Source organism: Streptomyces sp. TS71-3 (assembly GCF_018327685.1).
Taxonomy (GTDB): domain Bacteria; phylum Actinomycetota; class Actinomycetes; order Streptomycetales; family Streptomycetaceae; genus Streptomyces.
In genome coordinates this window covers 1819303-1844538 of the sequence record NZ_BNEL01000003.1, presented here as the reverse complement: position 1 = coordinate 1844538, position 25236 = coordinate 1819303, and the positions used below count along the sequence as shown (strand labels likewise).

Sequence of the window (25236 nt, the reverse complement as noted above, 5' to 3'; positions counted from 1 at the left end):
CTGCGGCCTGCCTGGCCGGGTGACTCACCCGGGTGGCTCACCCGGCGGGCGCCCGGCCCCCGACTGCGGTAGCTACGTGCGCATGACCCCTGTGTCCGCCGGGCCCGAGGTGCGGGTGCCCACCGCCACGTACCGGCTCCAGCTCCAGCCCGCCTTCCCGTTCGCGGCCGCCGCTGGCGCCGTGCCGTACCTGGCCGGCCTCGGCGTCTCGCACCTGCACCTTTCGCCGGTGCTTGAGGCGGTCCCCGGATCGGCGCACGGCTACGACGTCGTCGACCACGCGCGCGTACGGGGCGAACTCGGCGGCGAGGAGGGCCTGAGGGCGCTGTCGCGCACGGCACGCGCGCATGGCCTGGGGCTCGTCGTGGACATCGTGCCGAACCACATGGCGGCCGTACCGCGGTACAACCGCGCGCTCTGGGAGGTGCTCAGGCAGGGCCCGGACTGCCCGTACGGGCGCTGGTTCGACATCGACTGGGAGGCGGGCGGCGGTCAGGTGCTGCTGCCTGTGCTGGCCGGCCCGCTCGGCGGGGAGCTGGACGAACTGCGCCTCACGGGGGCGGGACGTGCCGGTCCGTACGCCGCGGCGGCGGGCACGGCGGGCGGGGAGCCGGCGGCAGACATGGCGGGCGGCCGGCGGGCGGGGGCCGGGCGGGCCTTCGACGGTGCGGCGGACGGCGGGCCATGCCTGCGCTACGGCGAGCAGGTCCTCCCGCTCCGCGAGGGCACCGAGCGCCTGCCGCTGCCGCGGCTGCTGGACGCCCAGTGGTACCGGCTGTGCTGGTGGCGGCTGGCCAGGACCGAGCTGAACTACCGGCGCTTCTTCACCGTCTCCGAGCTGATCGGGGTGCGCGTGGAGGACCCCGAGGTGTTCCGGCTGACGCACGCCAAGGTGCTCGGCCTGCTCGACGAGGGCGTGCTGGACGGCCTGCGCGTCGACCACCCTGACGGGCTCGCCGACCCCGGCGGCTACCTGCGGCGGCTGCACAAGGCCTGCGGGGGCCGCTGGACGGTGGTCGAGAAGATCCTCGCGGACGGGGAGCGGCTGCCCGCCGCCTGGCCGGTCGCGGGCACCACGGGCTACGACGCCCTGCGCCAGGTCGACGGGGTGCTCACCGACCCGGAGGGCGCCCTCGAACTGCTCGCCCTGTACCGCGCCCGCGTGGCGGCGCCCGCGGACCGGGGCGGCGAGTGGGCCGCCACGGTACGGCGCGCCGCCCGGCAGGTCGTCGCCGAGGAGCTGGCCGCTGAAGTGGAGCGCCTTACGCGCGCGTGCGCACGCGTCTGCGCCGCGGACCCGGGACTCCGCGACCATGCGCCCTGGGCGCTGCGCACCGCCCTCCGCGAGCTGCTGGTCCGGCTGCCCGTCTACCGCCCCTACGACGACACCGACGCCGGGTGGGTGCTGTCCCGGGAGGCCGCCGAGGACGCCAAGGGCGCTTTCGCGGTGCCGGAGGAGGCGGCGGCCGTGGACGTGGTGCGGGACCTGGTGCTGGGCAGGCTCGGGACGGGCCGGGACGGCGAGGAGTTCCGGGCGCGGTTCGCGCAGACCGCGTCCGCGCTGCGGGCCAAGGCCGTGGAGGACACGGCGTTCTACCGGTACGGGCCGCTGCTCTCGGCGGCCGAGGTGGGCGGCGACCCGGGCCTGCCCGCGCTGCCGCCGGCCGCCTTCCACGCGCACTGCGCGCGCGTGCAGCGCGCGTGGCCGCTGACCGGCACCGTCCTGTCGACGCACGACACCAAGCGCAGCGCCGACGCGCGCGCCAGGATCGCGCTGCTCACCGAGTGCCCCGAGCGGTTCGCCGCGCTCCTCGACGAGGCGAACGCGCTCACCGCCGCCGACGGCGCGTCAGTCCCCGGCGCGGGCCTCGCCTGGGCGGCCTGGCAGACGGCCGTCGCGCTCGCCGACCCCCGCGGCCCCGAGACCGCCCGCATACGGGCGGCGCTGCTCAAGCACGTGCGCGAGGCGGGCCTCGACACCACCTGGACCGAGCCGGACGAGACGTACGAGAAGGCGGTGGCCGGCTTCGCCGCGGCCGGCCCCGGCGGCGCCCCGGCGCACCGCCTGGTGACCCGCTTCGCGGCCACCCTCGCCCCCCATGTCCGCGCCCGCGTCCTGGGCGCCGCCTTGCTGCACCTGACCATGCCGGGCGTGCCCGACCTCTACCAGGGCACGGAACACGACTACCGGGCGCTGGTGGACCCGGACAACCGCGTCCCGGCGCGCCTGCCCGGGACGTTCGGCGGCGACGGGCGGGAGCCACGGCGGACGGGCGGGACCACCGGCACGACCAGCCCGGTCCCCGCCTCCCTCTCCGCCGAGAAGGCGGCCCTCACCGCGGCAGCCCTGCGGCTACGCGCCCGGCGCCCCGCGGTGTTCGGCGAAGCGGCGTCCTACCGCCCGCTGGAGGCCGCCGGCCCGGCCGCCGCCCACTGCCTGGCCTTCCTGCGCACCGGTGCGGTACTGACAGCCGTGACCCGCCTCTCCCTCCGCCTGGCGGAGGCGGGCGGCTGGCGCGGAACCCGTCTCACGCTGCCCGAGGGCCACTGGCACGACCTGCTGGCCATCGGCCACGAGTTCACCGGGAGCATCCTCCTTGAGGACCTGTTCCGCGGGGCGCCGGTGGCTCTCCTGGAACGCGTGGAGGGCGCGTCCGGGGGCGTGCTGGGCGACCCGTGAGGAGTGGGGCGAGGGGAGGCACGGGACGGCTCCCCGGGACGCGGTGAACCAGCTTCCGCCCAGCGGCCGTAGAAAAAAAGGGGGCGCGTGCACGGGGCCATCCGCGCCAGACTCACCCGGATGAGCCCACGGACCCCGGCGAACCAGCCGACCCCGGCGAGCCCGCGCCCTCCGGCGAATCCACGGATCGCCCTCGTCAACCCCGAGCAGCTCCATCCCACCCCCGGCTACCACCACATCACCGTCGTGGAGGCGGGCCGCACGGCGTATCTGGCCGGGCAGTGCCCCCTCGACGCCAACGGAGACCTGGTGGGCCCCGAGTCGCTGAACGACCAGATCGACCAGGTCGCGGCGAACGCCGTGGCCGCTCTGGCCGCGGTCGCGGCCCGTCCCGAGGACGTCGTCAGGTCCGTCGTCTACGTGTGCGGCGACGAGTCCGCCGTCCTCGGCGCGGCGTGGCACCGTCTGAACCGCTCGGTGCTCGGCCCGGCGTTCAGGACCGCCGCCACGCTCCTCGGAGTGGCCTCGCTCGGCTTCCGCGGGCAGCTCGTGGAGGTCGATCTCACCGCGGCGCTGCCGGGCTGAGCACCGCCCGGCCGGTGCTCCGGCGGCCCCGCCACACCCACCCGCACCCGACGCCCCGAAGCGGTAGGAGAAACGTTTCTAGCTCCTGCGGGACGAGGGGCGCAGCAACACCGAGCCATGCCTTCACACTCCTTGACACGCCGCAGCGCGGCGTGAAGTACTGCCGGTGCGCACCTTCAGGCAGACCTCTGGGGGGTGAGTCACCTGATGGAGCAGCACTATCCCAGCGTGCCCGAATTGATCTCGTCCGCACGCACACTGGCGGCCGGCCGACCCGATCTGGGACTGTTGCGACAGGTCGGCGTCTCACGGGCCGGACGGCCCCTCCACCTGCTGTCCATAGGGCACGCCGCGCAGGCGGTGCTGGTGGTCGCGGGGGCGCACGCCAACGAGCCCGCGGGCGGTTCCACGCTGTTGCACCTCGCCGAGCGCGCCCTTGAGGACGACGAGCTTCGCGCGGACACCGCCTGGCACTTCCTGCTCTGCGCGGACCCGGACGGCGCCGCGCTGCACCGCACGCCGGCGCCCCGCACGCTGCTCGACTACCACCGGCGGTTCTTCCGCCCGGCGGGCCCCGAGCAGCCCGAGTGGTCGCCGTCCGTGCTGCCGCCGGACCGGCTCCCGCCGGAGACCAGGGCGCTCACGGGCGTCATCGACGAGCTGCGGCCCTACCTCCAGGTGTCGCTGCACGGCACCGACCTGGGCGGCAGCTGGGTGCAGCTCACCAAGGACATCCCCGGGCTCGCCGAGCCCTTCGCGAAGTCGGCGGCCGAGCTGCACATCCCGGTGGAGACGGGCGCCTCGGACGCCGCCGGGTGGCCCGCCTCGGGGCCGGGGGTGCACGTCATGCCGGAGCCCGGTGTGGACGTCGCCTTCCCCAGCCTGCCCGACGACGTCCGGATGAGCACCTGGCACCACGCGCACCGCTACGGGGGCCTGACGGCGATCGTCGAGGTCCCGATGTGGGCGAGCGACCTGGTCGACGACGAGTCGCCGCACCCCGCGCCGGACTGGGAGCTGCGCCGCATCGCGGGCAGGCTGCGGCAGGACACGCTGCGGGTGCAGGAGGTCCTAGACGAGGCATGGCCGAGGCTGCCGGACACCGACGGGCCCCTCCTGCGGGCGGCGCGCTGGGTGCTCGCGCTGGTGCCGGGCCTGGCGGAGGACTGGGGGCGGCCACCGCCGCCGGGGGCCACGATGGCGTCGATCGGCAGCATCGACGCGTTCGGCCGGCGGCTGCCCCTGCGGGCGGCGGCCATGCTGCTGAGGGTCCTTGAGGACTCGGGCGACCGGGCGGCACCCCGGTTGGAAAGACTCGTGGCGGCCTGGTGCGCCTCCTTCGCGGAGCAGTTCCGGGCACGCTGGGTGCCGGTGGACCACCAGGTCGCGCATCAGGCCCGTACCGTCATCGAGGCCGCACGGCACGCGCGCGTCACGGTGTGAGGCGCCGGGCGGGCACCCGGCGGGGCGGGGCGCTGCCGGTCAGCGGGCCGACAGGCGGAACGCCATCTGGCCGAAGCTCACCTGATCGCCGTCGCGGACGACGACGGCGCCCACCACCCTGCGGCCGTTGACGACGGTTCCGTTGGTGGAGCCGAGGTCGCGCAGCACCCACAGGCCGCTCTGGAGGCTGAGTTCGGCGTGCCGCAGGGAGACGGTCTCGTGGCTGAGCCGCAGGTTGTTGCCGGGGTCGCGGCCTATGCGCAGCGGCCTGGAGTCGGCGGGCGCCGGCAGCAGGAGCTTCGGCAGCCGCTCGGCCCGCCAGGCGTTGCCCAGCCGCATGGTGAAGCCGGACAGGGCGCTGACCGTGCCGAACACCAGGCGCGACATGCGGCCCTCGCCGCGCAGATCGGCGGTGAGCAGAGCGAGTTCGCCGGCCTCGCGGGCGGCCAGGGCGCGCTCCATGCGGATCAGGAACGTGTCGTAGGAGAGCTTCCCCTGAGCAGCGGCCTCCTTGAGGGCCGTCACTGCCCTGTCCCGCTCGGCGTCGGACAGCCGCGCCGGGATCGACTCGGGCTCAGAAGGCGGGGTCACAAGGAGATTCTCAGGCAGCACAGCGGTGCCTGTCCAGCAGCCGGGGACGGTGCACCCACCGTCCAAAGCGGCACTGACCTGGGCGTACGGAAGGAGAACGCACCGGGGGCGCGGCGAGGTGATGCGAAGTCACGACGGGCTCGTTACCGTCCGCGGACACCCGCACTCCTGTTGTCCACCCCTGGAGGGACATCTGGGGGAAGGGAGGGCGACGGGGCCCGGTCTGGCGCACCATGGACGGCGGGGCGGTGCGGCGCCGCCCCGCGCCGCGCGGTCACCGCGGCGCCGGGTGCCGGCCGCGCCGCGGCGGCCGGCCCGCCGACGAGGGGAGCCGATCGTGGAGTTCGAGGTGTGGGCGCCCGAGGCCGAGCGGGTCGCCCTCCAACTGACGGACGGCACGCGCGGGATGGAGCGCGATCCGGCACGCCCGGGCTGGTGGACGGCTCAGGCCGACACCGCGGACGGCACCCGCTACGGCTTCTGCCTGAACGGCGGCCCGCCCCGCCCCGATCCGCGCTCGCGCCGCCAGCCCGACGGGCCGGACGGCCTCAGTGCCGTCGTCGACCCCGCGCGCCACGCCCGGCAGGCCCCCTGGGCGGGCCGGGGTCTTGCGGGGGCGGTGCTGTACGAGCTGCACGTGGGCACGTTCACCCCCGAAGGCACCCTGGACGCGGCGGCCGCCCGCCTCGGGCACCTGGCGGACCTCGGGGTCACCCACGTGGAGCTGATGCCGCTCTGCCCGTTCCCCGGGCGGCACGGCTGGGGGTACGACGGGGTGGCGCCCTGGGCCGTGCACGAGCCCTACGGCGGCCCCCAGGCGCTGGGGCGCTTCGTGGACGCGGCGCACGGCCGCGGTCTCGGCGTGGTGCTCGACGTCGTGCACAACCACCTGGGCCCGTCCGGGAACCACCTGGCGGCGTTCGGCCCCTACTTCACGGAGACCCACCAGACGCCCTGGGGCGCCGCCGTCAACCTGGACGCGCCCGGCTCCGACGAGGTGCGCGCGTACCTCGTCGGCAGCGCCCTCGCATGGCTGCGCGACTACCGGCTGGACGGCCTGCGGCTGGACGCCGTGCACACGCTGTGCGACACGCGCGCGTACCCGTTCCTGGAGGAGTTGTCGGCCGCCGTGGACGCGCTGGCCGCGGAGGTGGGGAGGCCGCTCTTCCTGATCGCCGAGTCGGACCTCAACGACCCCCGGGTCATCACCCGGCGGGCGGAGGGCGGCCTCGGGTTGCACGCGCAGTGGAGCGACGACTTCCACCACGCGCTGCACGCCGCGCTCACGGGCGAGTGCCAGGGCTACTACGCGGACTACGCCCGGGCCCCCCTCGCCGCACTCGCCAAGACCCTGACGCACGGCTTCTTCCACGACGGCACCTACGCGGGCTTCCGCGGCCGGCGGCACGGCAGGCCGCTGGACCGCACCCGGGTGGCCGGCCACCGGCTGCTCGGCTACGCGCAGAACCACGATCAGATCGGCAACCGCGCCCTCGGCGACCGGCTCGCGGCGTCGCTCTCCCCCGGGCTGCTCGCGTGCGCCGCCGCGCTCACGCTGACCTCGCCGTTCACGCCGATGCTCTTCATGGGCGAGGAGTGGGGGGCGACCACGCCCTGGCAGTACTTCACCGACCACACGGACCCGCTGATCGCCGAGGCGGTGCGCAAGGGCAGGCGGCGCGAGTTCGCCGGGCACGGCTGGGCGGACGGCGACGGCGCGGACGCCGTACCGGACCCGCAGGACCCGGCGACCCGGGACCGCTCCTGCCTCGACTGGTCGCAGCCGGGCGGCGAGACGCACGCGCGCGTGCTGGCCTGGCACCGCGACCTGATCGCCCTGCGGGCCGCCCGGACGGACCTCCAGGACCCCGACCTGGCGGCGGTGCGGGTCGCCTACGACGAGGCGGCACGCTGGTGCTCCGTCCGGCGCGGCGACGTCACCACCGCCGTGAACCTGGGCCCCGAGCCCGTGGACGTCCCCGTGGGCCGCAGGGCCGGTGCGGTGCTCGCGGCCTGGCGCCCCGCGGACACCGGGGCGCCCGGCCCCGACGGGCTGCTGCGCCTGCCGGCCGAGTCGGCCGCGGTACTGGCACCCGCCGACCCCGCCCGGCGCTGACCGGGGACCTCGCGGCGAGAGGCGCGAGCGCGGCCCAGGCGCAGGGTCGGGGTCGGGGTCGGGGTCGGGCCAGGGAGAACGGTCCCAGGGGAGAGGACCGAGGACCGGCGACACCACGCCGGCGAACGCGACCGGAACCGGTGACAGGCAGCGACGCACGCCGCGGGTTGGCGCCCTGTGCGCACCCGGGCTCCTAACGTGTGCGACGTCCCCGCGAAGCGAGGACAAGCGGCACGGACCAGCACGAGCGGGCGGAAGGACACCACACGGCATGGAGCAGCGATTCCTCGGGAGCACCGGACTGCGGGTCAGCGAGCTGTGCCTGGGCGCGATGACGTTCGGCAGGGACGCCGACGAGGCGGCCTCCCACCGGATGCTCGACGCGTTCGTGGCGGCGGGCGGCACGTTCGTCGACACGGCGGACGTCTACGGGCACGGGGTCTCCGAAGAGATCCTCGGCCGCTGGCTGAAGGGCCGCAGGCGTGACGACCTGGTGATCGCCACCAAGGTGTTCGGCTCGATGGGCGAGGCCCCGAACGCCTCGGGCCTGTCGCGGGGGCACATCCTGTCAGCGGTGGAGGCGAGCCTGCGGCGGCTCGGCACCGACCACATCGACCTCTACCAGACCCACGTCTGGGACGCGACCACTCCGATCGAGGAGACCCTGTCGACGCTGGACACCCTCGTCACCTCCGGCAAGGTCCGCTACCTGGGCGCGAGCAACCTCTCCCCCACGCAGTTGCAGAAGTCGCTCTTCGTGGCGCGGGAGCACGCGTGGGAGCCGTACGTCTGCGTGCAGCCGCTGTACAACCTCCTGGCGCGCACGATCGAGTGGGAGCTGCTGCCGCTCTGCGCAGCCGAGGGCGTGGGCGTGATCCCGTGGAGCCCGCTGGGCGGCGGCTGGCTGAGCGGCAAGTACCGGCGCGGGATGTCCTCCCCGCCGGCCGGCTCCCGCGTGGCCGAGCGCGGGCGCGCCCGGGGCCGCGGGAGCTGGCACGACCGGGACAACGAGGAGACCTGGCGGGTCGTCGACGCGGTCCTCGCGGTCGCCGAGGAGTCCGGCCGCAGCCCGGCGCAGGTCGCCCTGCGGTGGCTGCTGCGGCAGCCCGGGGTGACCGCGCCGATCATCGGGGCGCGGTCCGTGGAGCAGCTCACGGACAACCTCGGCGCGGTCGGCTGGGAGCTGACGGACACGCAGGCGCGGCGGCTGACGGAGGCGGGCCGGACGGCGCCGCCGTACCCGTACGACGTGCTGCACCGGCACCGCGACCGGGAGCCGCGCGAGGACTGACCCCGCCCCCGGCCCCGGCTCCGGCTCCGGCTCCGCGCCTGCGAACCGCCCGCCTGTCCCACGGCGGACGCCCCGCCCCGCCGAACCGGCGCTCACTGCACGATCGCGAGCTCCCGAGACGTGGTGTTGAGACGCCGGACGCCGTCGTCCGTGACCGTCACGATGTCCTCGATGCGCACGCCGAAGCGGCCGGGCAGGTAGATGCCCGGTTCGACGGAGAAGCACATGCCGGGGACGAGGGGCTGGAGCTCGCCCTCGACCATGTACGGCGGTTCGTGCGTGGTGACTCCGATGCCGTGCCCGGTGCGGTGGATGAAACGGTCCCCGTAACCGGCCTCGATGATTGTCTCCCGGGCCACCCGGTCGACGTCCTGGCAGGTGGGGCCGGGCCGCACGGCCCGCACCGCGCGCTCCTGCGCCTCGCGCACCACCTCGTGCACCCGCCGCTCCTCCGCCGTCGGCTCGCCCACGTGCACCGTGCGGGTGGTGTCGGAGCCGTAGCCGTGCTTCAGGCCGCCGAAGTCGAGGACGACCATGTCGCCGTCGGCGATCACGCGGTCGTCCGCCTCGTGGTGCGGATCGGCGCCGTTGGGGCCCGAGCCGACCACCGTGAAGTCCACCTGCGCATGCCCGAACTCACGGAGCAGGGCGGCCAGGTCGGCGGCGATGTCGGTCTCCCTGCGGCCCGCGAAGCGGACGTTCTTGATCTTCTCGTACGCGGCGTCGGCGGCGGCGCCCGCGGCGGCGAGGCGGTCCAGTTCGGCGGTGTCCTTGACGGCGCGCAGCATGGGCAGGGCCTCGCCGAGCGCGGTGAAGGAGGTGCTGGAGGGGGCCCGCCGTTCCAGGCCGAGCAGGTGGACGGCCCAGGTGTCGTCGCTGACGGCATACCGGCCGCCGCCTGCGAGCAGGGGCACAGCGGCGGCGTAGGGGTCCTGGCCGTCGGTCCAGTCCCGGAGGGTGAGCGCGGGAGCGCCGGGGGCGCGCTCGGCGTCTCCGGCCTCCAGGGTGGGCACCACGAGCACCGGGTCGTGGCCGGGGGCGAGCACCAGCAGGGTGAGCCGTTCGCTGGCGGACGTCGGCCGGTAGCCGGTGAGCCAGACGAGGTCGGGGCCGGGGGCGACCAGGAGTCCGGCCAGGCCCGCGTCGGCGGCGGCCGTGGCGGCGCGGGCCATCCGGGCGCGGTAGTCGTCGGTGGTGAACGGCGCGGGGGTTGCGGGGCGCTCGGTCATCGGGCCTCCAGGGTGCGGAGCGGGACGCTGCCTGCGGCCACCGGGCCGGGGTGCGCCGCCCGCGGAGCCACGGGTGCATCCTGCCGCGCGGAAGGGCGCGGCGCCCAGCCATTTGCGGCGGCTGCGGGCTCCCAGCTCCGATTCCGATTCCGATTCCGGCCCCAGTCCCAGTCCCAGTCCCGGCTCCGGCTCCGGCTCCGGCTCCGGCTCCGGCATGATCGAGTTTCGGAATCCCCCGGTCTCCCCCACCATGGCGAGGGGCGCCCCGGCCCGGCATGCCGTCCGGTCAGGTGCCCTCGATCGTCCGCTCGGCACGCACCCGGCGCCACCGCTCCACCCGGCCGGGCGCGGAGGGAGAGTCCGACATGCGCCGTGAGGATCTGCCGGCCCCGGAGGCCGGGATAGTGCTCACCCACTTCCTGACCGTGTCCGACGTGCCCCGTTCGCGGGCGTTCTACTCGGAGGTGCTGGGCGGTGAGGTGGTGCTCGACGAGAACCCGTGCATCGTGAAGCTCGCCAACGGCTGGATCATCATGAACCCGGGCGGCGGCGGCACCCCGGACAAGCCGGATGTCACGCTGCACCCGCCGACCGACCCGGGGACGGCGACGAGCTTCCTGAACATCCGGGTGGCCGACATCGAGGCCTGCCACCGGGAGTGGAGTGCCAAGGGCGCCGAGTTCCTCACCCCGCCGATCGACCGCGGGCCCGAGATCCGCTGCTACATGCGCGACCCCGACGGCTATCTGATCGAGGTGGGCCAGGCCAGCGGCATGCTGCACGGCGTCTTCGCCGACCCGCCGGCGGGCACCACCGGCTGAACCTCCTGAGGCGGTACGGGGACCACGCGACGAGCCCCGAACGGCGGCCGGACTCCCTCAGCCCTCCCCAGGAAGGTGGCGAGGGTGCTCAGCATGCGGTCGTCGTGAGCCCGCACGCGGGCGTCCGCCATTGGTTTTCGGGTCCGCACGAACGCGCCGTCCCCCTACCCCTGCGCCCCGCGCGCGAGCCGCTCCGCCAGCGCCCGGGCCGGGCCCTGTGGTGCGGCCCCGTGCAGCAGTTCCGTCCGGTGCACGAGTGGTGGGTCCGTAAGGGGGACGGCGACGGTGCCGGGCGCGTCCTGGGCGGCCGAGCCGGGCAGCAGGGCCAGGCCGTGGCCTGCGGCGGCCAGGTCGGTGAGGGTGCGCAGGTCGGTGCCGTCGTACCGGAGGGCGGGCCGGAAGCCGCCGGTGCCGTTCGCCGCCCTGAGCTGGGCGAGCGGCAGGGCGGTGCCGGGCGCGTCCAGCCACCGGGCGTCGACGAGGTCGCCGAGCCGCAGGCCCGCGCGCCCGGCCAGCGGATGGCCGGCGGGCAGCAGCACGCTCACCGGCTCCTCGCCCGCGCCCCGCGCGGTGAGCGGGGCGACGTCGGGCAGCCGCAACGGGTCGGTCGGTGCGGCGAGCCCGTCCACGAGGCCGAGGTCCGCGGTCCCGGTGGCGACCACAGCGGGGACCTTCTCGCGGGGCAGCACCAGCAGCGTCACACCGGCTGCGGGCAGCAGCTCCAGGGTGGCGCGGCGCAGGGCGGTGGGGGTGGCGGCCAGGGTGAGGCCCTGCTCCGGGGCGCCGGCCATCCGCACGACGTCGGCGCGGGCTGCGTCGAGCCGCAGCAGCAGCCCGCCGGCGTGCTCCAGCAGCCGTTCGCCCGCCGGGGTCGGGGCCACCGGGCGGCGGCCGAGCAGCGGCACGCCCAGGTCCTGCTCCAGCGCGGCGATGTGCTGGGACACCGCGGACTGGGTGTAGCCGAGTTCGCGGGCCGCCGCCGAGAAGGAGGCGAGCCGGGCCACGGTGACGTAGGTGCGCAGCAGGTGCGGGTCCATGGCCTCCAGCCTCTCCGACCCCGTGCCGGTCACCAACCACCCTCCATCAGGAACGCTTATGGAGCGAGCAGATTTCATCGTTGGACGTGAACTCCCCCGGCCGCCGACCATGGAGGCCATGACCGAAACGAGGAAGAACCCCGGCCCTGGCCCCACCCCGCCTGCCGCCCCGAGGCGCACGGCGGACGTGCCCGACGAACGGGCCCGCTCGTCCGGCACCCGGGCATCGCCGCCCGCGGTCGCGGCAGCCCCGGACGGCCCCCGGGGGCCCGCCCGGCTGGCCCTGGTGGGCGACCGTTCGCCGAACGTCCGCTCGCACACCCGGATCCCGCTGCTCCTGGAGGCGCTCGCCGTGCGCGATCGGATCGTGCTGGACGCCTACTGGGTGCCCACCGAGGACGCGGAGGCGGAGGGCGCGGTGTCCGGGTTCGACGCCGTGTGGGTGCTGCCGGGCAGCCCGTACCGGAGTGAGGCGGGGGCGCTCGCCGCGATCCGCACGGCGCGCACGGAGGGCATTCCGCTGCTCGGCACCTGTGCCGGTTTCCAGCACGTCCTGCTGGAGTACGCACGTGCGGTGTGCGGGCTGGCCAGCGCGGCGCACGGGGAGTCCGACCCGGACGCCGAGGACCTGCTGATCGGCCCGCTCGCCTGCTCGCTGGTCGGGCACGAGGGCGCCGTCGTCCTCGGGCCCGGCACCCTCGCCGAGTCCGTGCTCGGCGTCGACCGTTCGATCGAGCGCTACCACTGCGCCTACGGCCCCGTCTCGCACCTCGACACCCTTCAGCAGCACGGGCTGGTCTTCTCCGGCGCGGACGAGGAGGGGCAGGTCCGCATCGTGGAGCTGCCCGGCCACCCGTTCTTCCTGGCCACGCTCTTCCAGCCGGAGCTGGCCGGCGACGGGTCCAGCCCGCACCCGCTGGTGCGCGCCCTGGCCCGGGCGGCCGCCGCCCACGCGGCCGGCGCACCGGCCGTGGGCGACGCGGCCTGACGGGGCCTTCCCCGACCGGGCTCCCCTTGAACGGACCTTCCTCGACCGGGCTCCCCCCGACCCGGCCCCCGACCGGACTCCCCCGTGGGCGCGGCCACGTCACCCGTGCGGCATGGCGGACCGCCATGGCCCCGCGGCCGGCACACCGATGCGTGCGCCCGGGCCGGCAGGCGCCGGTGCGGCCGGGCGTACCGGTGTGGTCAGGCGGCGCGCGAGGTCGGCCCGCGTGTACCTGTGGCAGTTCCGGTGCCAGTTGAGGATGCCGGCCATCCAGTTCTCCAGGTTCCGTACGTAGGCGTCCAGGGCGGCACGGGCCTTCTCGTCGAGGCCGAAGTCCTCGTGGAGCACCGGCAGCTCGTGGGCGGCGACGTGCTGGAACTGCCGCATCCGCTGCACCATCAGGTCCGCCACGACGGCACGCGCGCGTGCCTGGTCGCAGCCGAAGAAGTTCTGCACGACGAGGACCGCGTTGTGGATCTCGCCCTCGTACTCGATCTCCTTGCGGAAGGAGAAGATGTCGTTGAGGAGGCAGGCGTAGTCGACCGCGGAGTTCTCCAGCGAGCGGACCGGCCCGCTGCGGTGGACCTCCGAATCGAGCGCGGGGCCACAGCCGTGCCGGGCCAGGTTCATGGTGAGGTCGGAGCCGAAGGTGGCGCGGCGCATCTCGATGTAGTCGACCGGGTCCGGGACGCGGTGCTGGGCCTGGTTGGACAGCTCCCAGAGCCAGGCCTCGGTCATCACCTCGACCGACGCGCGCAGCGTGCGGCGCTCGTCCGGGGTCATCTCGCAGGACGTTCGCGCCCACAGGTCGGCGAGGCCGCGCTCCATGGCGTTCGCGGGCGGCGGGATCTCCTCGCCGTCCAGGGGCATGCAGGCCGAGAGCCGTTCGGTGCACAGCTTCGCGCCGGCCAGGTCGCGGCGGTGCCCGAAGACGATCGGGTAGTAGTCGTCGGCGTAGGTGCCCCAGGCGAGCCATGCGGAGCTGAGGTCGAGCTCGTCCTCGGTGGCGTCCGGGTGGATGCCGGCCGCGCAGAGGGGGAGGTCGAAGGCGTCCAGGCGGTATTGGTCCCAGATGCCCTCGCTGAGGATGCCCATGCGGGTGCACCAGTCCGTGGTCCGCACCCGGGCGCCCGGCAGGTGGGGGCTGAGGGTGAGGGGGAACGGCATGTCGAAGTCGGGGAGCTCCTCGGGGCCGACGTGCTGGAACGGCACGTGCGTGTAACGGCGCAGCCGCTCGGCGCCCACCGCCGCCAGCAGGCCGGGGAGGTCGGCGCCGGCGGTGCCGAGGCCCGTGGGGCCGCCGAGCGGTGAGGTGCTGAGCGTGCCCTCGTTCATGTAGCGGCTGGAGCGCAGGTGCCATTCGTGGCCGCCGGACTGCCAGTCCTGAAGGCCCTTGGTGTACGCGGCGACGGCGGCGAGTTCGCCGGGGCCGAGGCCCTTCAGGGCGGCCAGCGCGGGGACCTCGGTGAGGGCGGTGTGCTCGAACTGGTGGAGCCGGGAGGTGAGGATGTCGTTCACCATGTCGGCGGCCTGCTGGGTGGTGCAGCCGAAGAACCTCTCCAGGACCAGCACGCCGTTGCTCAGCTCGCCCTCGTCCTCGACCTCGCGCTGGTAGGAGAAGAGGTCGTTGCGGAGGTGGACAGCGTCCGAGAAGGTCTCCATCAGGACCCGCAGCGGCCGCTCCCCCGCGACCGTCGCGGGCACCTCCGCGGTGGCGTACTCGACGAGTCCGGCGGACCAGGGGGCGCCGCCCACCTTGCGGCGCATCTCGACGTACTCGACCGGGTTGGCGACCCGGCCCTCGTTGATGTTGGACAGCTCCCACAGCGACTCGTTCAGCAGGTTCCCGGTGCTGCGCGCGAACCGCGCCCGCCACTCGGAGGACATCGCGGGCACCGTGCGGGCCCACAGGTCCGCGAGGCCCGCCTCCACCGGGTTGGCGGCCTCCGGGACCGGCGCGAACGCATCCATCGGCATGAACATCGGCAGCCGGTCCAGATGCTCCTTGCCGCCCCCGCGGTCCTGGCTGCGCTTGAACATCTCCAGGAAGTGGTCGTCGAAGAAGAACACCCAGACGTACCAGTCGGTGATCAGCGAGAGCGCCTCGGCGTCGCAGTCCGGGTGGGTGTACGCGCAGAGCAGGGCGTAGTCGTGCGCGTCCAGGTCGGCCTGGTCCCAGACGCCGGAGCCCTCCAGCATGCCCATGGTGCGCGCCCACGCGCGCGCGTGCGTGCGGGCCTCCTCGACGTGCGGGTTCAGGCGGGCGGGATACGGCATATAGAACTTCGGCAGTTCAAACGGCTGCGTCATGGCCCGGCCCTACCCATGGCCCCGATACCCATCCGCGATCGTGCAGATCATCGCACCATCGCGTGAACGGACGATTGCTCGGGTGACGGGAGGGGAAGAGGAGGCGGGACCTCGGCCGTGCGGGCGGGGAAGCGGGGCACCCGCTCGGCGGCCCGCGGCGTCCTGAGCGCAGCCGCGGACGGCTCCCGCGCGCACGCCCGTCTCCGACAGCCGGAGCAGCGGCGTCGCCCGGCGCCCCGGCCCGTGCTCCCCGGTCAGCCCAGCAGTGCGGCCGTGAACGTCTCGCGGTGATCGGCCAACCAGGCCTGGATGCGGTCCCAGCGTTCCCATCCGCCTCGCTCGGCCAGCGCGCGCACGTAGACGGAGTCACCGCCGGCCACGCGGCGGGCCACGAAGGCCCGGCAGACCTCCGTGGCCTGCTCGACGACGCCGGGCAACTCGGCACGGTCGCGCGGCGGGAGACCGTAGCCGTCGGCGAGGATCCGCAAGCGCGCGGGGGCGTCCAGCCCGGTGGGATAGAAGCCGGCTGCCGATACGGGGTCGAGCATGGGCACCCAGTAGCGGGCCGTCATGGCGACGTCCCAGAGGGGACGGCCGGGGGCCACCTGGTCGAAATCGATCACGGCGGCGGCACGGCCGTCACGGAAGACGACGTTCTCCAGGCACACGTCGTTGTGGCAGAGCATCGTTCCGCCCTCCGGGTCCGCGAGGTCCCGAGGCCACCAGGCACGCGTGTCGACGGCGACGGCCGCTCCGGCCTCGTGCAGGCGGCGCAGCAGGCGCCCCACCGATGCGAGGGCGGCCTCCGTCATGGCCCAGCCGGGAAACGGCGGCAGAGCCACCTCGCCGGGAAGGAAGGTCAGCCGTTCACGGCCCTCCGGGGCGAGGCCCACCGGCATCGGGGCCGCGTCGAAACCGTGCCCCCTCAGCGCGAGGAGATAAGCGTGCAGCGCTCGTGCGTTGCGCGGCGCCGGGCGCTCCACCAGCTCTCCGTGGCGGTGGACGGCTCCCTCGTTCAGCATGCCGCCCGGCAGCGCCTCGCACTCAGCCGTCATGGCCATCATGCTACTGACGGGCCGGCAGCCGCTGTCCCTCAGCCCTTTGCCGGGAACGGCCTCACAGGTCCAGCACGACCTCCGTGCGCGGGACCGAGCAGCACGTGAGCAGGTTGCCCTCGGACGGCGGGTCGACCGGTTCGGGGTTGTAGGCCACGTCGCCCTGGAGGAGCCCGGTCTCGCAGGTGTGGCAGATGCCCGTCCGGCACGTCCAGCGCACGGGGACGGCGCACGCCTCGGCGAACTCCAGGAGGCTCGCGTACTTCGGATCCCAGGTGGCGCTGAGGCCGCTGCGCGCGAACGACACCTCGGGCCCGGGGCCCGGGGCGCCCTCGGGTGGGTGGGGCGGCCCGGCGGGCTCGGTGGTCCCGGTCACGCCGGGCGTCACGGAGGGCATGGTTCCGAACGTCTCGGTGCGGATCAGGCCCGGGTCGAGGCCGTACTCGGCGAGGCCGTCCTGCATGTCCTTCAGGAACGCCGGCGGCCCGCACAGGTAGGCCTCCGCCTCCGTCGGCACCCCCAGCCGCGCGAAGTGGCCCACCGACAGCCGGCCCGCGGCGGCGTAGTCGCGGCCCGGACGGTCCTCGGGCTCCGGGGCGCTGAAGCAGACGTGCTCGTGGGCCCTGGGCAACCGTCCGAGCAGCGCGCGGGTCTCGTCGGCGAAGGCGCGTTCGGAGCCGTTGCGCGCGCCATGCAGCCACCACACCTCCCGTTCGGAGCGCTGGGCCGCCAGGGTGTGCAGCATGGCCATCTCGGGCGTCACGCCGACCCCGCCGGAGATCAGCAGCAGCGGCCTCTCACCGGTGGCGAGCGTGAAGGTGCCGCGCGGGGCGGCGACGTCCAGCGCGTCCCCCTCGCGCACGTGCTCCATCAGGTATCCGCTCGCGCGGCCGTGCGGCTCATGTTTGACGGTGATGCGGTACCGCGTCTCGTCCGGCGGGCCGGAGAGGGAGTAGCTGCGGATGAGCGGGGGCCCGTCCGCCTCCGGATGCAGGCGCAGGGTGAGGAACTGCCCGGGCAGGGGGATCGGAAGCGGCTCCGCCTCGCGGTCCTGCCGGCCTTCCTCCGCGGGTTCGGCAGGTTCGGCAGGTTCGGCAGGTTCGGCAGCCAGGGTCAGCGAGAAGATGTCCCGGCTCTCCCGGGTGATCTCCGTGACCCGCATCGGACGGAACCCCTGCCAGCCCGGCGGCGGCCCCCCGGAGGCGGCGTTGAGCGCGGGGTTGCCGCCCAGCGTCTCCTTGCCGGCGCCGCCCTGGTCGATGAGCGTCTGCAACGACGCCTTCCAGCCGGGGCTGAGCGCGGGGATCCGCTGCACGCGCTCGATGTCGTCGCGATGGTGCCCGGGCAGGTACAGCAGGGCGTCGATCTCGGTGACGGTGACGGCTTCCGGGCCCCGCGAGAGCAGGACGATCTCGTCGCCGGCCGTGACCCGCCCCTCGGTGATCACGCGGAAGTAGAACCCGGGCCGGTGATGGGCCACCAGGAGCGCCGCCATCTGCGGCTCGCCCATCCGCAGGCCCACCCGGTAGCAGGTGACACGGGGCTGCGTGACCTCGAAGACGGCGGTGCCGATCCGGTAGCGGTCCCCGATGCAGACCTCGTCGTCCGGGAGCCCCTCGATGGTGAAGTTCTCCCCGAACTGGCCGTATCCGAAGTCGTCTCGGCCGAAGTACTCCTGCCAGTAGCGGTAGGAGTCGATCTGGTAGACGAGCACGGCGCGCTGCTCCCCGCCGTGGCCCTGGAGGTCGCCCTGGCCGTCGCCGTCGATGTTGAGCCTGCGCACGGTCTGCGGCCCCTCGACGGGGTGCTTCCAGACGCCGGTGTAGACGGTGCGGCCGTGCCAGGGCACGTTCTTCGGCAGACCGACGTTCACCGACAGCAGCCTTGCCACCACGCTCACCTCACGGTCTTGCCGCCGTATTCCTCATGCTGGCCCGGCCGCGCACCGGCGCAACCGGAGGCGGGCCGGGATCCCCCGTCGGGGTGCGGTCGCGGCCACCGGCGGCCGGCCCCCGGCCCCACATCCCGTGCCGCGCCGCGCCCTGCGGCGCACCCATCGCGCAGAGGGCCGCATTTAACCCCCGAAAATGGTTTCCGTGGTTAGACTGTATGCGCTCGCCATCTAACCTGTAAATCTTGTCTATGGGGTTAGCTCGGGTGAGGATAGGGGAACACAGAGGGCAGGCGACCCGGTGGCGGGCGGCCCGTCCGACCGGCGGGCCGGCGCCTCACCGGCTCGGAAGGAGGAGAGGGATCATGGGTCTGTCATGGCAGCAGGGACCGCTCGGGGAGCACCCGGCCGGCAAGTTCCTGACCGAAGTCCCGATGCCCGAGAAGCTGCTCTTCGCGGAGCCGCTGCGGCGCCGGATGCGGGTGCGGTTCGCCGGCGAGTGGATCGCCGACAGCGAGGACGTCTGGCTCCTGCACGAGCCCGGCCGGTACCCGGTGGCGTACTTCCCCGTGCGGGACGTCAGCCAGGGAGTGCTGGAGGACACCGACCGCACCACCAAGCACCGGGAACTCGGGCCCACCGCCTGGTACACCGTGCGAAGCGGCGACAAGGAGGCGGGCCGCGCCGCATGGCGGTACACCGACCCGCCCGGGTACGCGGCGGAGTTCCAGGACCGCGTGGCCTTCGCGTGGCGCGCCATGGACGGGTTCTACGAGGAGGACGAGCGGGTTCTCGGGCACGCGGCGGACATGTACCACCGGATCGACATCAGGAACACCTCGCGCACCCTCGAGGTGCGCGACGGCGAGCGGACCGTGGCCCGCACCGAGAGCCCCCTGGTGCTCTTCGAGTCCGGGTTCGCGCCCCGCTGGTACGTGCCGCGCACCGACGTCGACGAGGACGCCCTGACCCCTGTCGAGGGACAGACGTTCTGCCCCTACAAGGGCCTGGCGGACTACTACGAGATCGGCGGCGTCCGGGGAGCCGCGTGGTCGTACCGGGACGCCTACACGCAGGTGGCGCCGGTCTCGGACATGGTCTCGTTCGAGCCGGACAAGGTGGCCGTGTACCTGGACGGCGAGCGTCTCGCGCTGGAGCCCGGGCAGGCCGTGGTCCCGCACGGCATCGACCGGGGCCTGGACGCCGAGGAGCTCAGCCGGGCGGGCGGCCCGGCGAAGCCGTAGCCCCCGGGCGACCACCCCCCGGACAGGCTGCCCGGCGAAGCCGTGGGCCCCGGGCCAACCAGCCCCCGCGAGCGGGCGGGCCCGCGAGTAGACTGCCGCGCTCGACGCCCGCATCCGCACGCGGGGCGGCACGCGACCGCCGCCAACCCTGAACAGCCGTCCGCCCCCGACCGAGCGAAGCGATGATCTCCATACCTGTCGACCGATCCGAAGAAGAACGCCTCCTGGACCTGCTGAACACCACACCGGTCGTGCAGGGAACCCAGCAGGACCTCCTCGACGACCCCGACGGCGGCCGCCGGTGGCTGCGGGAGCACGGCGGCACCGGCACGGCCGGCGAACTCCGCCACACCCGCGCCGCACGGGACGCCCTCCAGAAGGTGGTGCGCGGGGAGGGCCCGCCCGAGTCGCTGGCGGGCTTCCTGCGCGGGGCCCGCCCGGTGCCGGAGGTGACCGGCCACGGCGTCGCGTGGACGCTCGACGTCCCCGCGGACCGGAAGTGGGCGGCCACCGCGGTGCTCGCCTGGGGCACGCTCGCCGAGACGCGGCCCGGCCGCCTCAAGCCGTGCGCCAACCCGGAGTGCCGCCTGTTCCTCCTCGACCGGAGCAAGGCGAACACCGGCCGCTGGTGCTCCATGGCGGTGTGCGGCAACCGCATGAAGGCCCGCAAGCACTACGGGCGCACCCAGCAGCGCGGCAGGACCACCTGACTGGCCGCCGCACCTGACCGCTCCACCTGGCGGCGCCCCGCCCCACCTCCGCGGCCTCCCACCCCCGCGACCTCCCGCCCTTTTCCGGACCAAGTAAACGATCAAGGCTGGGTGAGTCTGGCGGCCACGGCATCGAGGACCCAGTCCAGGCCGGTCGCGAAGGATGCCTCGGCGTCCACGTCCGTGCCGTCGTACACGGCCTTGGCCAGCGCCGGGAAGCGGCCCGTGGCGAGCATCCTCGTCACATGCGGGCCGGAGGCGCGCTGCCAGTCGCGCTTCGGCAGGCCCGTGGCGCGCTCGGCCCGCAGGTTCGCGATCTCGCGCCGGATCGCGCCGGTGGAGTAGGCGCCGACGGTCTCCACGGCGCGCATGACGGTGTCGATGTCGGCGAGGCCGTCGAGGGCGGCCAGATTGGCCTCGGTCACGGCGAGGCCGTTCGGGCCCAGGGTCGGGCGGCCGCCGAGCAGGTCGGCCAGCCATTCGTGGCGAAGAGCGGCCTGCCTGGTGCGGTGGGCGAGGATGCGCAGCGCCTCCCGCCAGTCACCGGGCTGCTCCTCGGGAAGGATCTCGGCGTGGACCTCGTCCACCATGAGGTCGAACAACTCCTGCTTGGTGGAGATGTATCCGTACAGCCTCATCGGGCCGGCGTTCAGCTGGGCAGCGACCTTCCGCAACGACACCGCTTCCAGCCCGCCCTCGTCGGCCAGCGCGATGGCGGTGGCGACGATCCGCTCCCTGTCGAGCGGCACGGGGCGAGTCGGCGGCTCTGGCCGGTCCCACACGGTCATGGTCACACCGTTCCCTTGCGATACGTCATACTGGGTAAATACAGTGTATCGCCATGAGACACCGTATTGCCGTGATCGGGAGCGGCCCCGCCGGCCTCACCTTCGCCCGCGTCCTGCACCGCCATGGGTATCCGGCCGCCGTCCTCGAACGCGATGCCTCCCACGACGCCCGCCCCCCGGGCGGCACGCTGGACCTGCACGAAGGGCTGGGCCAGCTCGCACTGGACAAGGCGGGGCTGCTGGCTGAGTTCCAGGCGCTGTCTCGACCCGAGGGGCAGGCCATGCGCATCCTGGACACGGACGGGACCGTCCTGCGCGACTGGCGACCCCGTCCGGATGACCGGGCCAATCCCGAGATCGACCGCGGGCAACTCCGCGATCTGCTGCTCGGCCCTCTCGACGTCCAGTGGGGGCGCGGCGTGAGGCAGGTGGTGCCCGGGACCCGGGATGGCGTGCTGGTCCATTTCGCGGACGGGCGACAGGAACCGTTCGACCTCGTGGTCGGCGCGGACGGCGCCTGGTCCCGGACGCGCCCGGCGGTCTCGTCGGTGACGCCGCACTACACCGGCGTCACCTTGGTCGAGACCTCCCTGGACGACGCCGACACCCGCCACCCTGTCCTCGCCGAATTGATCGGCGACGGTTCCGTGGCCGCGTATGGCGTGAACCGCGCACTCGTCGCCCAGCGCAACAGCGGCGGCCACGTGAAGGTATACGCCCAGTTCCGCGCGTCGCTGGACTGGCACACGGGCCTGGACCTGGCCGACGCCGACGCCGTGCGATCGAGACTGCTGGCCCTGTTCGACGGCTGGGCCGCCCCCGTCCTCGACCTCCTCCGCCACGGCACCGCTTTCGCGCACCGCCCCCTCTACGTCCTGCCCGTGTCCCACACCTGGACCCACGTCCCCGGGGTGACGCTCCTGGGCGACGCCGCCCATCTGATGCCTCCATTGGGGGCAGGCGCGAACCTGGCGATGCTGGAAGGCGCCGAACTCGCCGAGTCCCTCGCCACCGGACCCGGGGATCTGGACGAGGCCGTCCGCGCGTTCGAGGAACGGATGTGGGCACGGGCCGGCAGGTGGTCGAAGATCACGACGACCGGTCTGGAACGCCTCGTGAGCCCGGACCCCGCCGAAGCTCTCGCACTCTTCGACGAAGTCCAGCCATCCTGACCGGCAAGCGCAAGGCACCAGCACCAGCACCAGCACCAGCACCAGCACCAGCACCAGCACCAGCAGCTCACCACGGCTTGTCCGCCTTCTCGATGTGAGCGGTGCTCAGCCGGGAGACCGCCGCCGGCCACTGCGCGTGGAGGAGCAACAGCGGACCGGCCAGGCGGTCGACCACTCGGCGGCATCCCACTCCTCGCAGCGCCCGGCCCCCGGCCGGGCGCTTTCCGTTCGGCGGCTGCTCGGCGAGTGCCGAACCACCCTCCCCACGAGCACGCGTCGCGCTCCGTCGACGCCCCGGATGTTTGACACCACACCTACGGGAAACTAGTTTCCTGAGTAGAAACTAGTTCGCACAAAGAAAGCTTCCTGGAGGCCGTCATGACAGAACGCCCGACACCCGACGAGGCCGCACGCTCCCTCCATGACGTCGGCATACGCAGGGACCAGACCTTCGACTCCGTCCACGACGCGCGCTGGGTCGAGGTGTTCTTCGGCGTGGCGATCTTCCTGCTGGTCGCCGCGCCCGACTTCTTCGGCTCCGGCTCCGCGATCTGGACGTCCTGGGGCATCGCCGCCCTCGCCGTCGCCTACGCCGTGCTGCTGCGCACCCGCCGTGGCTCCGCGTTCCTCGGCCGGCCCACCCGGCTGCGCGGAGACCAGATCTCACCGCGCTTCACGCGGTACCACCGCCTGGTGATCCTGGCGGTCATGGTGATCGGGCTCGTGGGCGCGTTCATTCCGCACGGCAACCTGTCCGTGCCGTACCTGCGGACCGCCATCGGAGCGGTGCTGGGCCTCGTCCTGATCCTCTTCGGCCGGCGCATCCAGCGCTCCCTGCTCGCGGCCGCCCGGCCGGGCACCGCGGACGACCCAGGCGCCGGCCGTGCCGCCAAGTGACTTCGACCCCGTGCTACTGGACCCCACCCGCCTGTCCATCGTGTCGCTGCTCGCCGGGGTGGAGTGGGCCGAGTTCTCCTGGGTCCGGGAGTCGGTGGGCCTGTCCCCCTCCGCCCTGTCCAAGCAGGTCACGACGCTCGGCAACCACGGATACGTGGAAGTGGACAAGGGCTACGTGGGCAAGCGCCCCAGGACCTGGCTGAACCTGAGCGCCCAGGGCCGCGAAGCGCTGGAATCCCATGTCGCGGCCCTCCAGCGCATCGTCGACGATTCACGGCAGGCAGCACGGGCACACCAACCCCGGCCGGACGAGACCCGGCGACCCGGGAGGCCGTCCGCTGCGACGGACCCGCAGACGGACGACGGAAGAACCGGCCCGCGGGACGGCTGAAACGCCGAACGCCCAAAGCTCCAAAGCCCCAAAGGCCCGAGCGGCTGAACGGCAGGCAGGCAGGCTGAACCGTGTACCCGCTCACCCCGTCACCCACCCACGCACCGCCCCGTCCCACACCGCCCCGAGGAGGCACCCCCGTGGTCACCGCTCCCCCGCGCCGGCTGGCCCTCCTCGGCGGCGGCTTCTCCACCGACGACGACCGGCTGCTGGACGGCTGGCTGCTCGGCCACGCGCGCGCCGGCCGGCCCAAGGTGTGCTTCGTGCCCACGGCCAGCGGCGACGCCCCCGCCTACATCGAGAAGTTCCGTGCCGCGTTCGGGCCGGACGACTGCGAGCCCGGGGTCCTGGCGCTGTTCCAGCGGGAACTCTCGGACGACGAGTTGCGCACGTTCCTGCTCGCGCAGGACGTGGTCTACGTCGGCGGGGGCAACACCGCGAACCTGCTGGCGGTATGGCGCACCCACGGGGTGGACCGGCTGCTCGGCGAGGCCCACGACCGCGGCACGCTGCTCTGCGGCATCAGCGCCGGGGCCAACTGCTGGGCGCAGGGTTCGCACACCGACTCCTTCGGCCCGCTCACGTCCCTCCCGGACGGGCTGGGCCTGCTGCCCGGTTCCGTCTGCCCGCACTACGACGGCGAACCGGGCCGTCGGTCCTCCTACCTGGCCGCCGTGGCGAGCGGTGCCCTGCCTGCCGGGTGGGCGCTGGAGGACGGCGTCGGCGCGCTCTTCGCGGACGGCGCCCTGGCCGAGGCGGTCACCCGGGCACCGCGGGCCCGCCTGTTCCGCGTGGAGCCGGACGGGCAGGGCGGAGCCGTGGAACGTGCGGTGCCGTGCCGCCTGCTCACCGAGGCACAGTGAGCGGGCCCGCACCCGTCCGGGGACACCGCGCCCTCTCCCGGCGGGCCTCCCGTCACGGGGCGGCGTGGTGCGATCCCTGGAACCACCCCGTCAGGGGCTGGTGCGATCCGGTCAGAGATCCGTCACCGCGGCGAGCAGCCCCTCGAACTCGTCCGAGCAGGGTCCGCAGGCACGCAGGTGGGCCGCGACGCCCGGGTAGCGCTCCTCGGGTGCCAGGCCGGCGGCCTTGAGGTCGACGACCACGTGCAGCAGTTCCATCGCCGTCTCGCACCCCACGTCCCGCGGGTCCGTTTCCAGGAACCGGCCCAGCCGGGCGGCGGCGGTCGTCGCGCCGGCGTCGGCGTCGTTCATGGCCGCCTCCGCGCGTCCGCTTCCAGGTACCCGTGCTCCTCCATGTGGAGCCGCAGCTTGCGCCGGGCGTCGAACATGGTCTTGTAGAGGGCGTTGCGTGTGGTGTCCAGCTCCGCCGCCAGGGCGTCGACGGGCACACCGTGCAGGACCAGGGCCACGAAGATCCTCCTCTGGTGGGCGGTGAGCACCTCGTCCACGGCCGTGCGGAGCGCGGCGGCCATGTCACGCGCGCCGGACTGCTCGGCCGGGTCGAAGCCGAAACGGTCCGGCAGCCGCTCCCATTCCTCGGCCTCCATCGGCACCTCCTGGGTGCGGCGGTACAGGCGGCCGAGGCTGCTGGACACCTCGAGGATCACGAACTTGTACGCCCATGTGGTGAAACGGCTCTCGCCCCTGAACCGTTCGACCTTCCTCGTGATGGCGAGGAGCGCGTCCGCGGCGACCTGGTGGGCCATGTCGTCCAGTTCCCGGCCCTGCAGGCGGTGCCGGGCCTGGCGGCGCGCCAGCTCCTTGAACGCGATCCGCAGGAGGTCGGCGTGCAGGCGCGTGCACGCCTGTTGGTACTCCGCCCCCTCGGACGTGAGGTCCGCGACCCACCCCGCCGAGACGGGATCGAGCTGCGCCGGCACGGGATCGAGGCGCGGCGGCGCGGGGTCGAGCCGCGCCGGCACCGGGTCGAGGCGCGGCGGCACCGCAGCACGGGCCGGGGGCGGATCACCGCCCGCGGCCTCGCCGCTGTCACCGAGGGGTACGGAATGCACGCCCGTCATGGTAGGGCCGGCC

The 25236-nt window shown here is 74.1% G+C and carries 22 protein-coding genes; 13 read left to right on the top strand and 9 right to left on the bottom strand.

What is annotated here, in order from left to right:
- The first annotated feature begins 82 nt into the window (after window positions 1–82).
- From treY to Sm713_RS31995, 3 genes are all read left to right on the top strand, one after another.
- Window positions 83–2680 carry a malto-oligosyltrehalose synthase gene (gene treY, locus Sm713_RS32005; protein WP_212913462.1) on the top strand — a complete coding sequence of 866 codons (2598 nt, stop codon included), beginning with the start codon at window positions 83–85 and terminating at the stop codon, window positions 2678–2680.
- Between the two features lie 120 nt (window positions 2681–2800).
- Entirely contained in the window at window positions 2801–3265 is a 465-nt protein-coding gene (locus Sm713_RS32000; protein ID WP_212913461.1) for a RidA family protein, read from the top strand.
- 195 nt (window positions 3266–3460) lie between these two features.
- Entirely contained in the window at window positions 3461–4708 is a 1248-nt protein-coding gene (locus Sm713_RS31995; RefSeq protein ID WP_212913460.1) for a M14 family zinc carboxypeptidase, read from the top strand.
- 39 nt (window positions 4709–4747) lie between these two features.
- Here the strand turns inward: Sm713_RS31995 and Sm713_RS31990 are convergent, their stop codons facing one another.
- Complete coding sequence (locus Sm713_RS31990; RefSeq protein WP_212913459.1) at window positions 4748–5299, bottom strand: DUF1707 and FHA domain-containing protein; 552 nt, start codon at window positions 5297–5299, stop codon at window positions 4748–4750.
- A 337-nt stretch (window positions 5300–5636) separates the two neighbouring features.
- On the opposite strand from Sm713_RS31990, the gene treZ reads away from it, so the two are divergent.
- Both treZ and Sm713_RS31980 read left to right on the top strand, forming a co-directional pair.
- Window positions 5637–7415 (top strand): malto-oligosyltrehalose trehalohydrolase, encoded by a 1779-nt coding sequence (treZ, locus tag Sm713_RS31985; RefSeq protein ID WP_212913458.1) that lies wholly within the window; start codon window positions 5637–5639, stop codon window positions 7413–7415.
- A gap of 271 nt (window positions 7416–7686) precedes the next feature.
- Window positions 7687–8706 (top strand): aldo/keto reductase, encoded by a 1020-nt coding sequence (locus Sm713_RS31980; RefSeq protein WP_212913457.1) that lies wholly within the window; start codon window positions 7687–7689, stop codon window positions 8704–8706.
- Window positions 8707–8798: 92 nt separating this feature from the next.
- Here Sm713_RS31980 and Sm713_RS31975 read toward each other — a convergent pair whose 3' ends face one another.
- Complete coding sequence (locus Sm713_RS31975; protein WP_212913456.1) at window positions 8799–9935, bottom strand: aminopeptidase P family protein; 1137 nt, start codon at window positions 9933–9935, stop codon at window positions 8799–8801.
- A gap of 365 nt (window positions 9936–10300) precedes the next feature.
- Here Sm713_RS31975 and Sm713_RS31970 point away from each other — a divergent pair, with 365 nt between their 5' ends.
- The gene (locus tag Sm713_RS31970; RefSeq protein ID WP_212913455.1) at window positions 10301–10756 is read left to right on the top strand and encodes a VOC family protein; all 456 of its coding nucleotides are present in this window, start codon (window positions 10301–10303) and stop codon (window positions 10754–10756) included.
- A 164-nt stretch (window positions 10757–10920) separates the two neighbouring features.
- On the opposite strand, the gene Sm713_RS31965 is transcribed toward Sm713_RS31970, so the two are convergent.
- The gene (locus Sm713_RS31965; RefSeq protein WP_212914983.1) at window positions 10921–11793 is read right to left on the bottom strand and encodes a LysR family transcriptional regulator; all 873 of its coding nucleotides are present in this window, start codon (window positions 11791–11793) and stop codon (window positions 10921–10923) included.
- A 118-nt stretch (window positions 11794–11911) separates the two neighbouring features.
- Here Sm713_RS31965 and Sm713_RS31960 point away from each other — a divergent pair, with 118 nt between their 5' ends.
- The gene (locus Sm713_RS31960; protein WP_212913454.1) at window positions 11912–12781 is read left to right on the top strand and encodes a hypothetical protein; all 870 of its coding nucleotides are present in this window, start codon (window positions 11912–11914) and stop codon (window positions 12779–12781) included.
- A gap of 99 nt (window positions 12782–12880) precedes the next feature.
- Here Sm713_RS31960 and cyc2 read toward each other — a convergent pair whose 3' ends face one another.
- From cyc2 to Sm713_RS31945, 3 genes are all read right to left on the bottom strand, one after another.
- The gene (gene cyc2, locus Sm713_RS31955) at window positions 12881–15091 is read right to left on the bottom strand and encodes a germacradienol/geosmin synthase Cyc2 (RefSeq protein WP_212913453.1); all 2211 of its coding nucleotides are present in this window, start codon (window positions 15089–15091) and stop codon (window positions 12881–12883) included.
- 254 nt (window positions 15092–15345) lie between these two features.
- A complete protein-coding gene (locus Sm713_RS31950) occupies window positions 15346–16155 on the bottom strand; it encodes a phosphotransferase (RefSeq protein ID WP_212913452.1) in 810 nt (269 codons plus the stop codon).
- A 52-nt stretch (window positions 16156–16207) separates the two neighbouring features.
- A complete protein-coding gene (locus tag Sm713_RS31945; protein ID WP_212913451.1) occupies window positions 16208–18037 on the bottom strand; it encodes an MOSC and FAD-binding oxidoreductase domain-containing protein in 1830 nt (609 codons plus the stop codon).
- A 365-nt stretch (window positions 18038–18402) separates the two neighbouring features.
- Between Sm713_RS31945 and Sm713_RS31940 the strand changes: the two genes are divergently transcribed.
- A complete protein-coding gene (locus tag Sm713_RS31940; protein ID WP_212913450.1) occupies window positions 18403–19281 on the top strand; it encodes a DUF427 domain-containing protein in 879 nt (292 codons plus the stop codon).
- Window positions 19282–19463: 182 nt separating this feature from the next.
- Window positions 19464–19991 carry a CGNR zinc finger domain-containing protein gene (locus Sm713_RS31935; protein WP_212913449.1) on the top strand — a complete coding sequence of 176 codons (528 nt, stop codon included), beginning with the start codon at window positions 19464–19466 and terminating at the stop codon, window positions 19989–19991.
- 101 nt (window positions 19992–20092) lie between these two features.
- On the opposite strand, the gene Sm713_RS31930 is transcribed toward Sm713_RS31935, so the two are convergent.
- Window positions 20093–20779 (bottom strand): TetR/AcrR family transcriptional regulator, encoded by a 687-nt coding sequence (locus tag Sm713_RS31930; RefSeq protein ID WP_212913448.1) that lies wholly within the window; start codon window positions 20777–20779, stop codon window positions 20093–20095.
- A gap of 53 nt (window positions 20780–20832) precedes the next feature.
- Here Sm713_RS31930 and Sm713_RS31925 point away from each other — a divergent pair, with 53 nt between their 5' ends.
- The 4 genes from Sm713_RS31925 (at window position 20833) to Sm713_RS31910 (ending at window position 24102) form a co-directional block, all read left to right on the top strand.
- Entirely contained in the window at window positions 20833–21951 is a 1119-nt protein-coding gene (locus Sm713_RS31925) for an NAD(P)/FAD-dependent oxidoreductase (RefSeq protein ID WP_212913447.1), read from the top strand.
- Between the two features lie 378 nt (window positions 21952–22329).
- Window positions 22330–22848: a hypothetical protein gene (locus tag Sm713_RS31920; protein ID WP_212913446.1), complete on the top strand. Its 519-nt coding sequence runs from the start codon at window positions 22330–22332 to the stop codon at window positions 22846–22848.
- Window positions 22835–23239 carry a transcriptional regulator gene (locus Sm713_RS31915; protein WP_212913445.1) on the top strand — a complete coding sequence of 135 codons (405 nt, stop codon included), beginning with the start codon at window positions 22835–22837 and terminating at the stop codon, window positions 23237–23239. The genes Sm713_RS31920 and Sm713_RS31915 overlap by 14 nt, the downstream gene beginning before the upstream one ends.
- Before the next feature lie 140 nt (window positions 23240–23379).
- The gene (locus tag Sm713_RS31910; protein WP_212913444.1) at window positions 23380–24102 is read left to right on the top strand and encodes a peptidase E; all 723 of its coding nucleotides are present in this window, start codon (window positions 23380–23382) and stop codon (window positions 24100–24102) included.
- A 111-nt stretch (window positions 24103–24213) separates the two neighbouring features.
- On the opposite strand, the gene Sm713_RS31905 is transcribed toward Sm713_RS31910, so the two are convergent.
- The gene (locus Sm713_RS31905) at window positions 24214–24453 is read right to left on the bottom strand and encodes a hypothetical protein (RefSeq protein WP_212913443.1); all 240 of its coding nucleotides are present in this window, start codon (window positions 24451–24453) and stop codon (window positions 24214–24216) included.
- Window positions 24450–25214: a sigma-70 family RNA polymerase sigma factor gene (locus tag Sm713_RS31900; protein ID WP_249416823.1), complete on the bottom strand. Its 765-nt coding sequence runs from the start codon at window positions 25212–25214 to the stop codon at window positions 24450–24452. The genes Sm713_RS31905 and Sm713_RS31900 overlap by 4 nt, the downstream gene beginning before the upstream one ends.
- Window positions 25215–25236: the final 22 nt, after the last annotated feature.

Bases quoted from the DNA above. Each gene is read 5' to 3' on its own strand.
- treY (WP_212913462.1), top strand. From the start codon at position 83: ATGACCCCTGTGTCCGCCGGGCCCGAGGTGCGGGTGCCCACCGCCACG.
- Sm713_RS32000 (WP_212913461.1), top strand. From the start codon at position 2,801: ATGAGCCCACGGACCCCGGCGAACCAGCCGACCCCGGCGAGCCCGCGC.
- Sm713_RS31980 (WP_212913457.1), top strand. From the start codon at position 7,687: ATGGAGCAGCGATTCCTCGGGAGCACCGGACTGCGGGTCAGCGAGCTG.
- Sm713_RS31975 (WP_212913456.1), bottom strand. From the start codon at position 9,935: ATGACCGAGCGCCCCGCAACCCCCGCGCCGTTCACCACCGACGACTAC.
- Sm713_RS31970 (WP_212913455.1), top strand. From the start codon at position 10,301: ATGCGCCGTGAGGATCTGCCGGCCCCGGAGGCCGGGATAGTGCTCACC.
- Sm713_RS31965 (WP_212914983.1), bottom strand. From the start codon at position 11,793: ATGGACCCGCACCTGCTGCGCACCTACGTCACCGTGGCCCGGCTCGCC.
- Sm713_RS31960 (WP_212913454.1), top strand. From the start codon at position 11,912: ATGACCGAAACGAGGAAGAACCCCGGCCCTGGCCCCACCCCGCCTGCC.
- cyc2 (WP_212913453.1), bottom strand. From the start codon at position 15,091: ATGACGCAGCCGTTTGAACTGCCGAAGTTCTATATGCCGTATCCCGCC.
- Sm713_RS31950 (WP_212913452.1), bottom strand. From the start codon at position 16,155: ATGATGGCCATGACGGCTGAGTGCGAGGCGCTGCCGGGCGGCATGCTG.
- Sm713_RS31940 (WP_212913450.1), top strand. From the start codon at position 18,403: ATGGGTCTGTCATGGCAGCAGGGACCGCTCGGGGAGCACCCGGCCGGC.
- Sm713_RS31935 (WP_212913449.1), top strand. From the start codon at position 19,464: ATGATCTCCATACCTGTCGACCGATCCGAAGAAGAACGCCTCCTGGAC.
- Sm713_RS31930 (WP_212913448.1), bottom strand. From the start codon at position 20,779: ATGACCGTGTGGGACCGGCCAGAGCCGCCGACTCGCCCCGTGCCGCTC.
- Sm713_RS31925 (WP_212913447.1), top strand. From the start codon at position 20,833: ATGAGACACCGTATTGCCGTGATCGGGAGCGGCCCCGCCGGCCTCACC.
- Sm713_RS31920 (WP_212913446.1), top strand. From the start codon at position 22,330: ATGACAGAACGCCCGACACCCGACGAGGCCGCACGCTCCCTCCATGAC.
- Sm713_RS31905 (WP_212913443.1), bottom strand. From the start codon at position 24,453: ATGAACGACGCCGACGCCGGCGCGACGACCGCCGCCGCCCGGCTGGGC.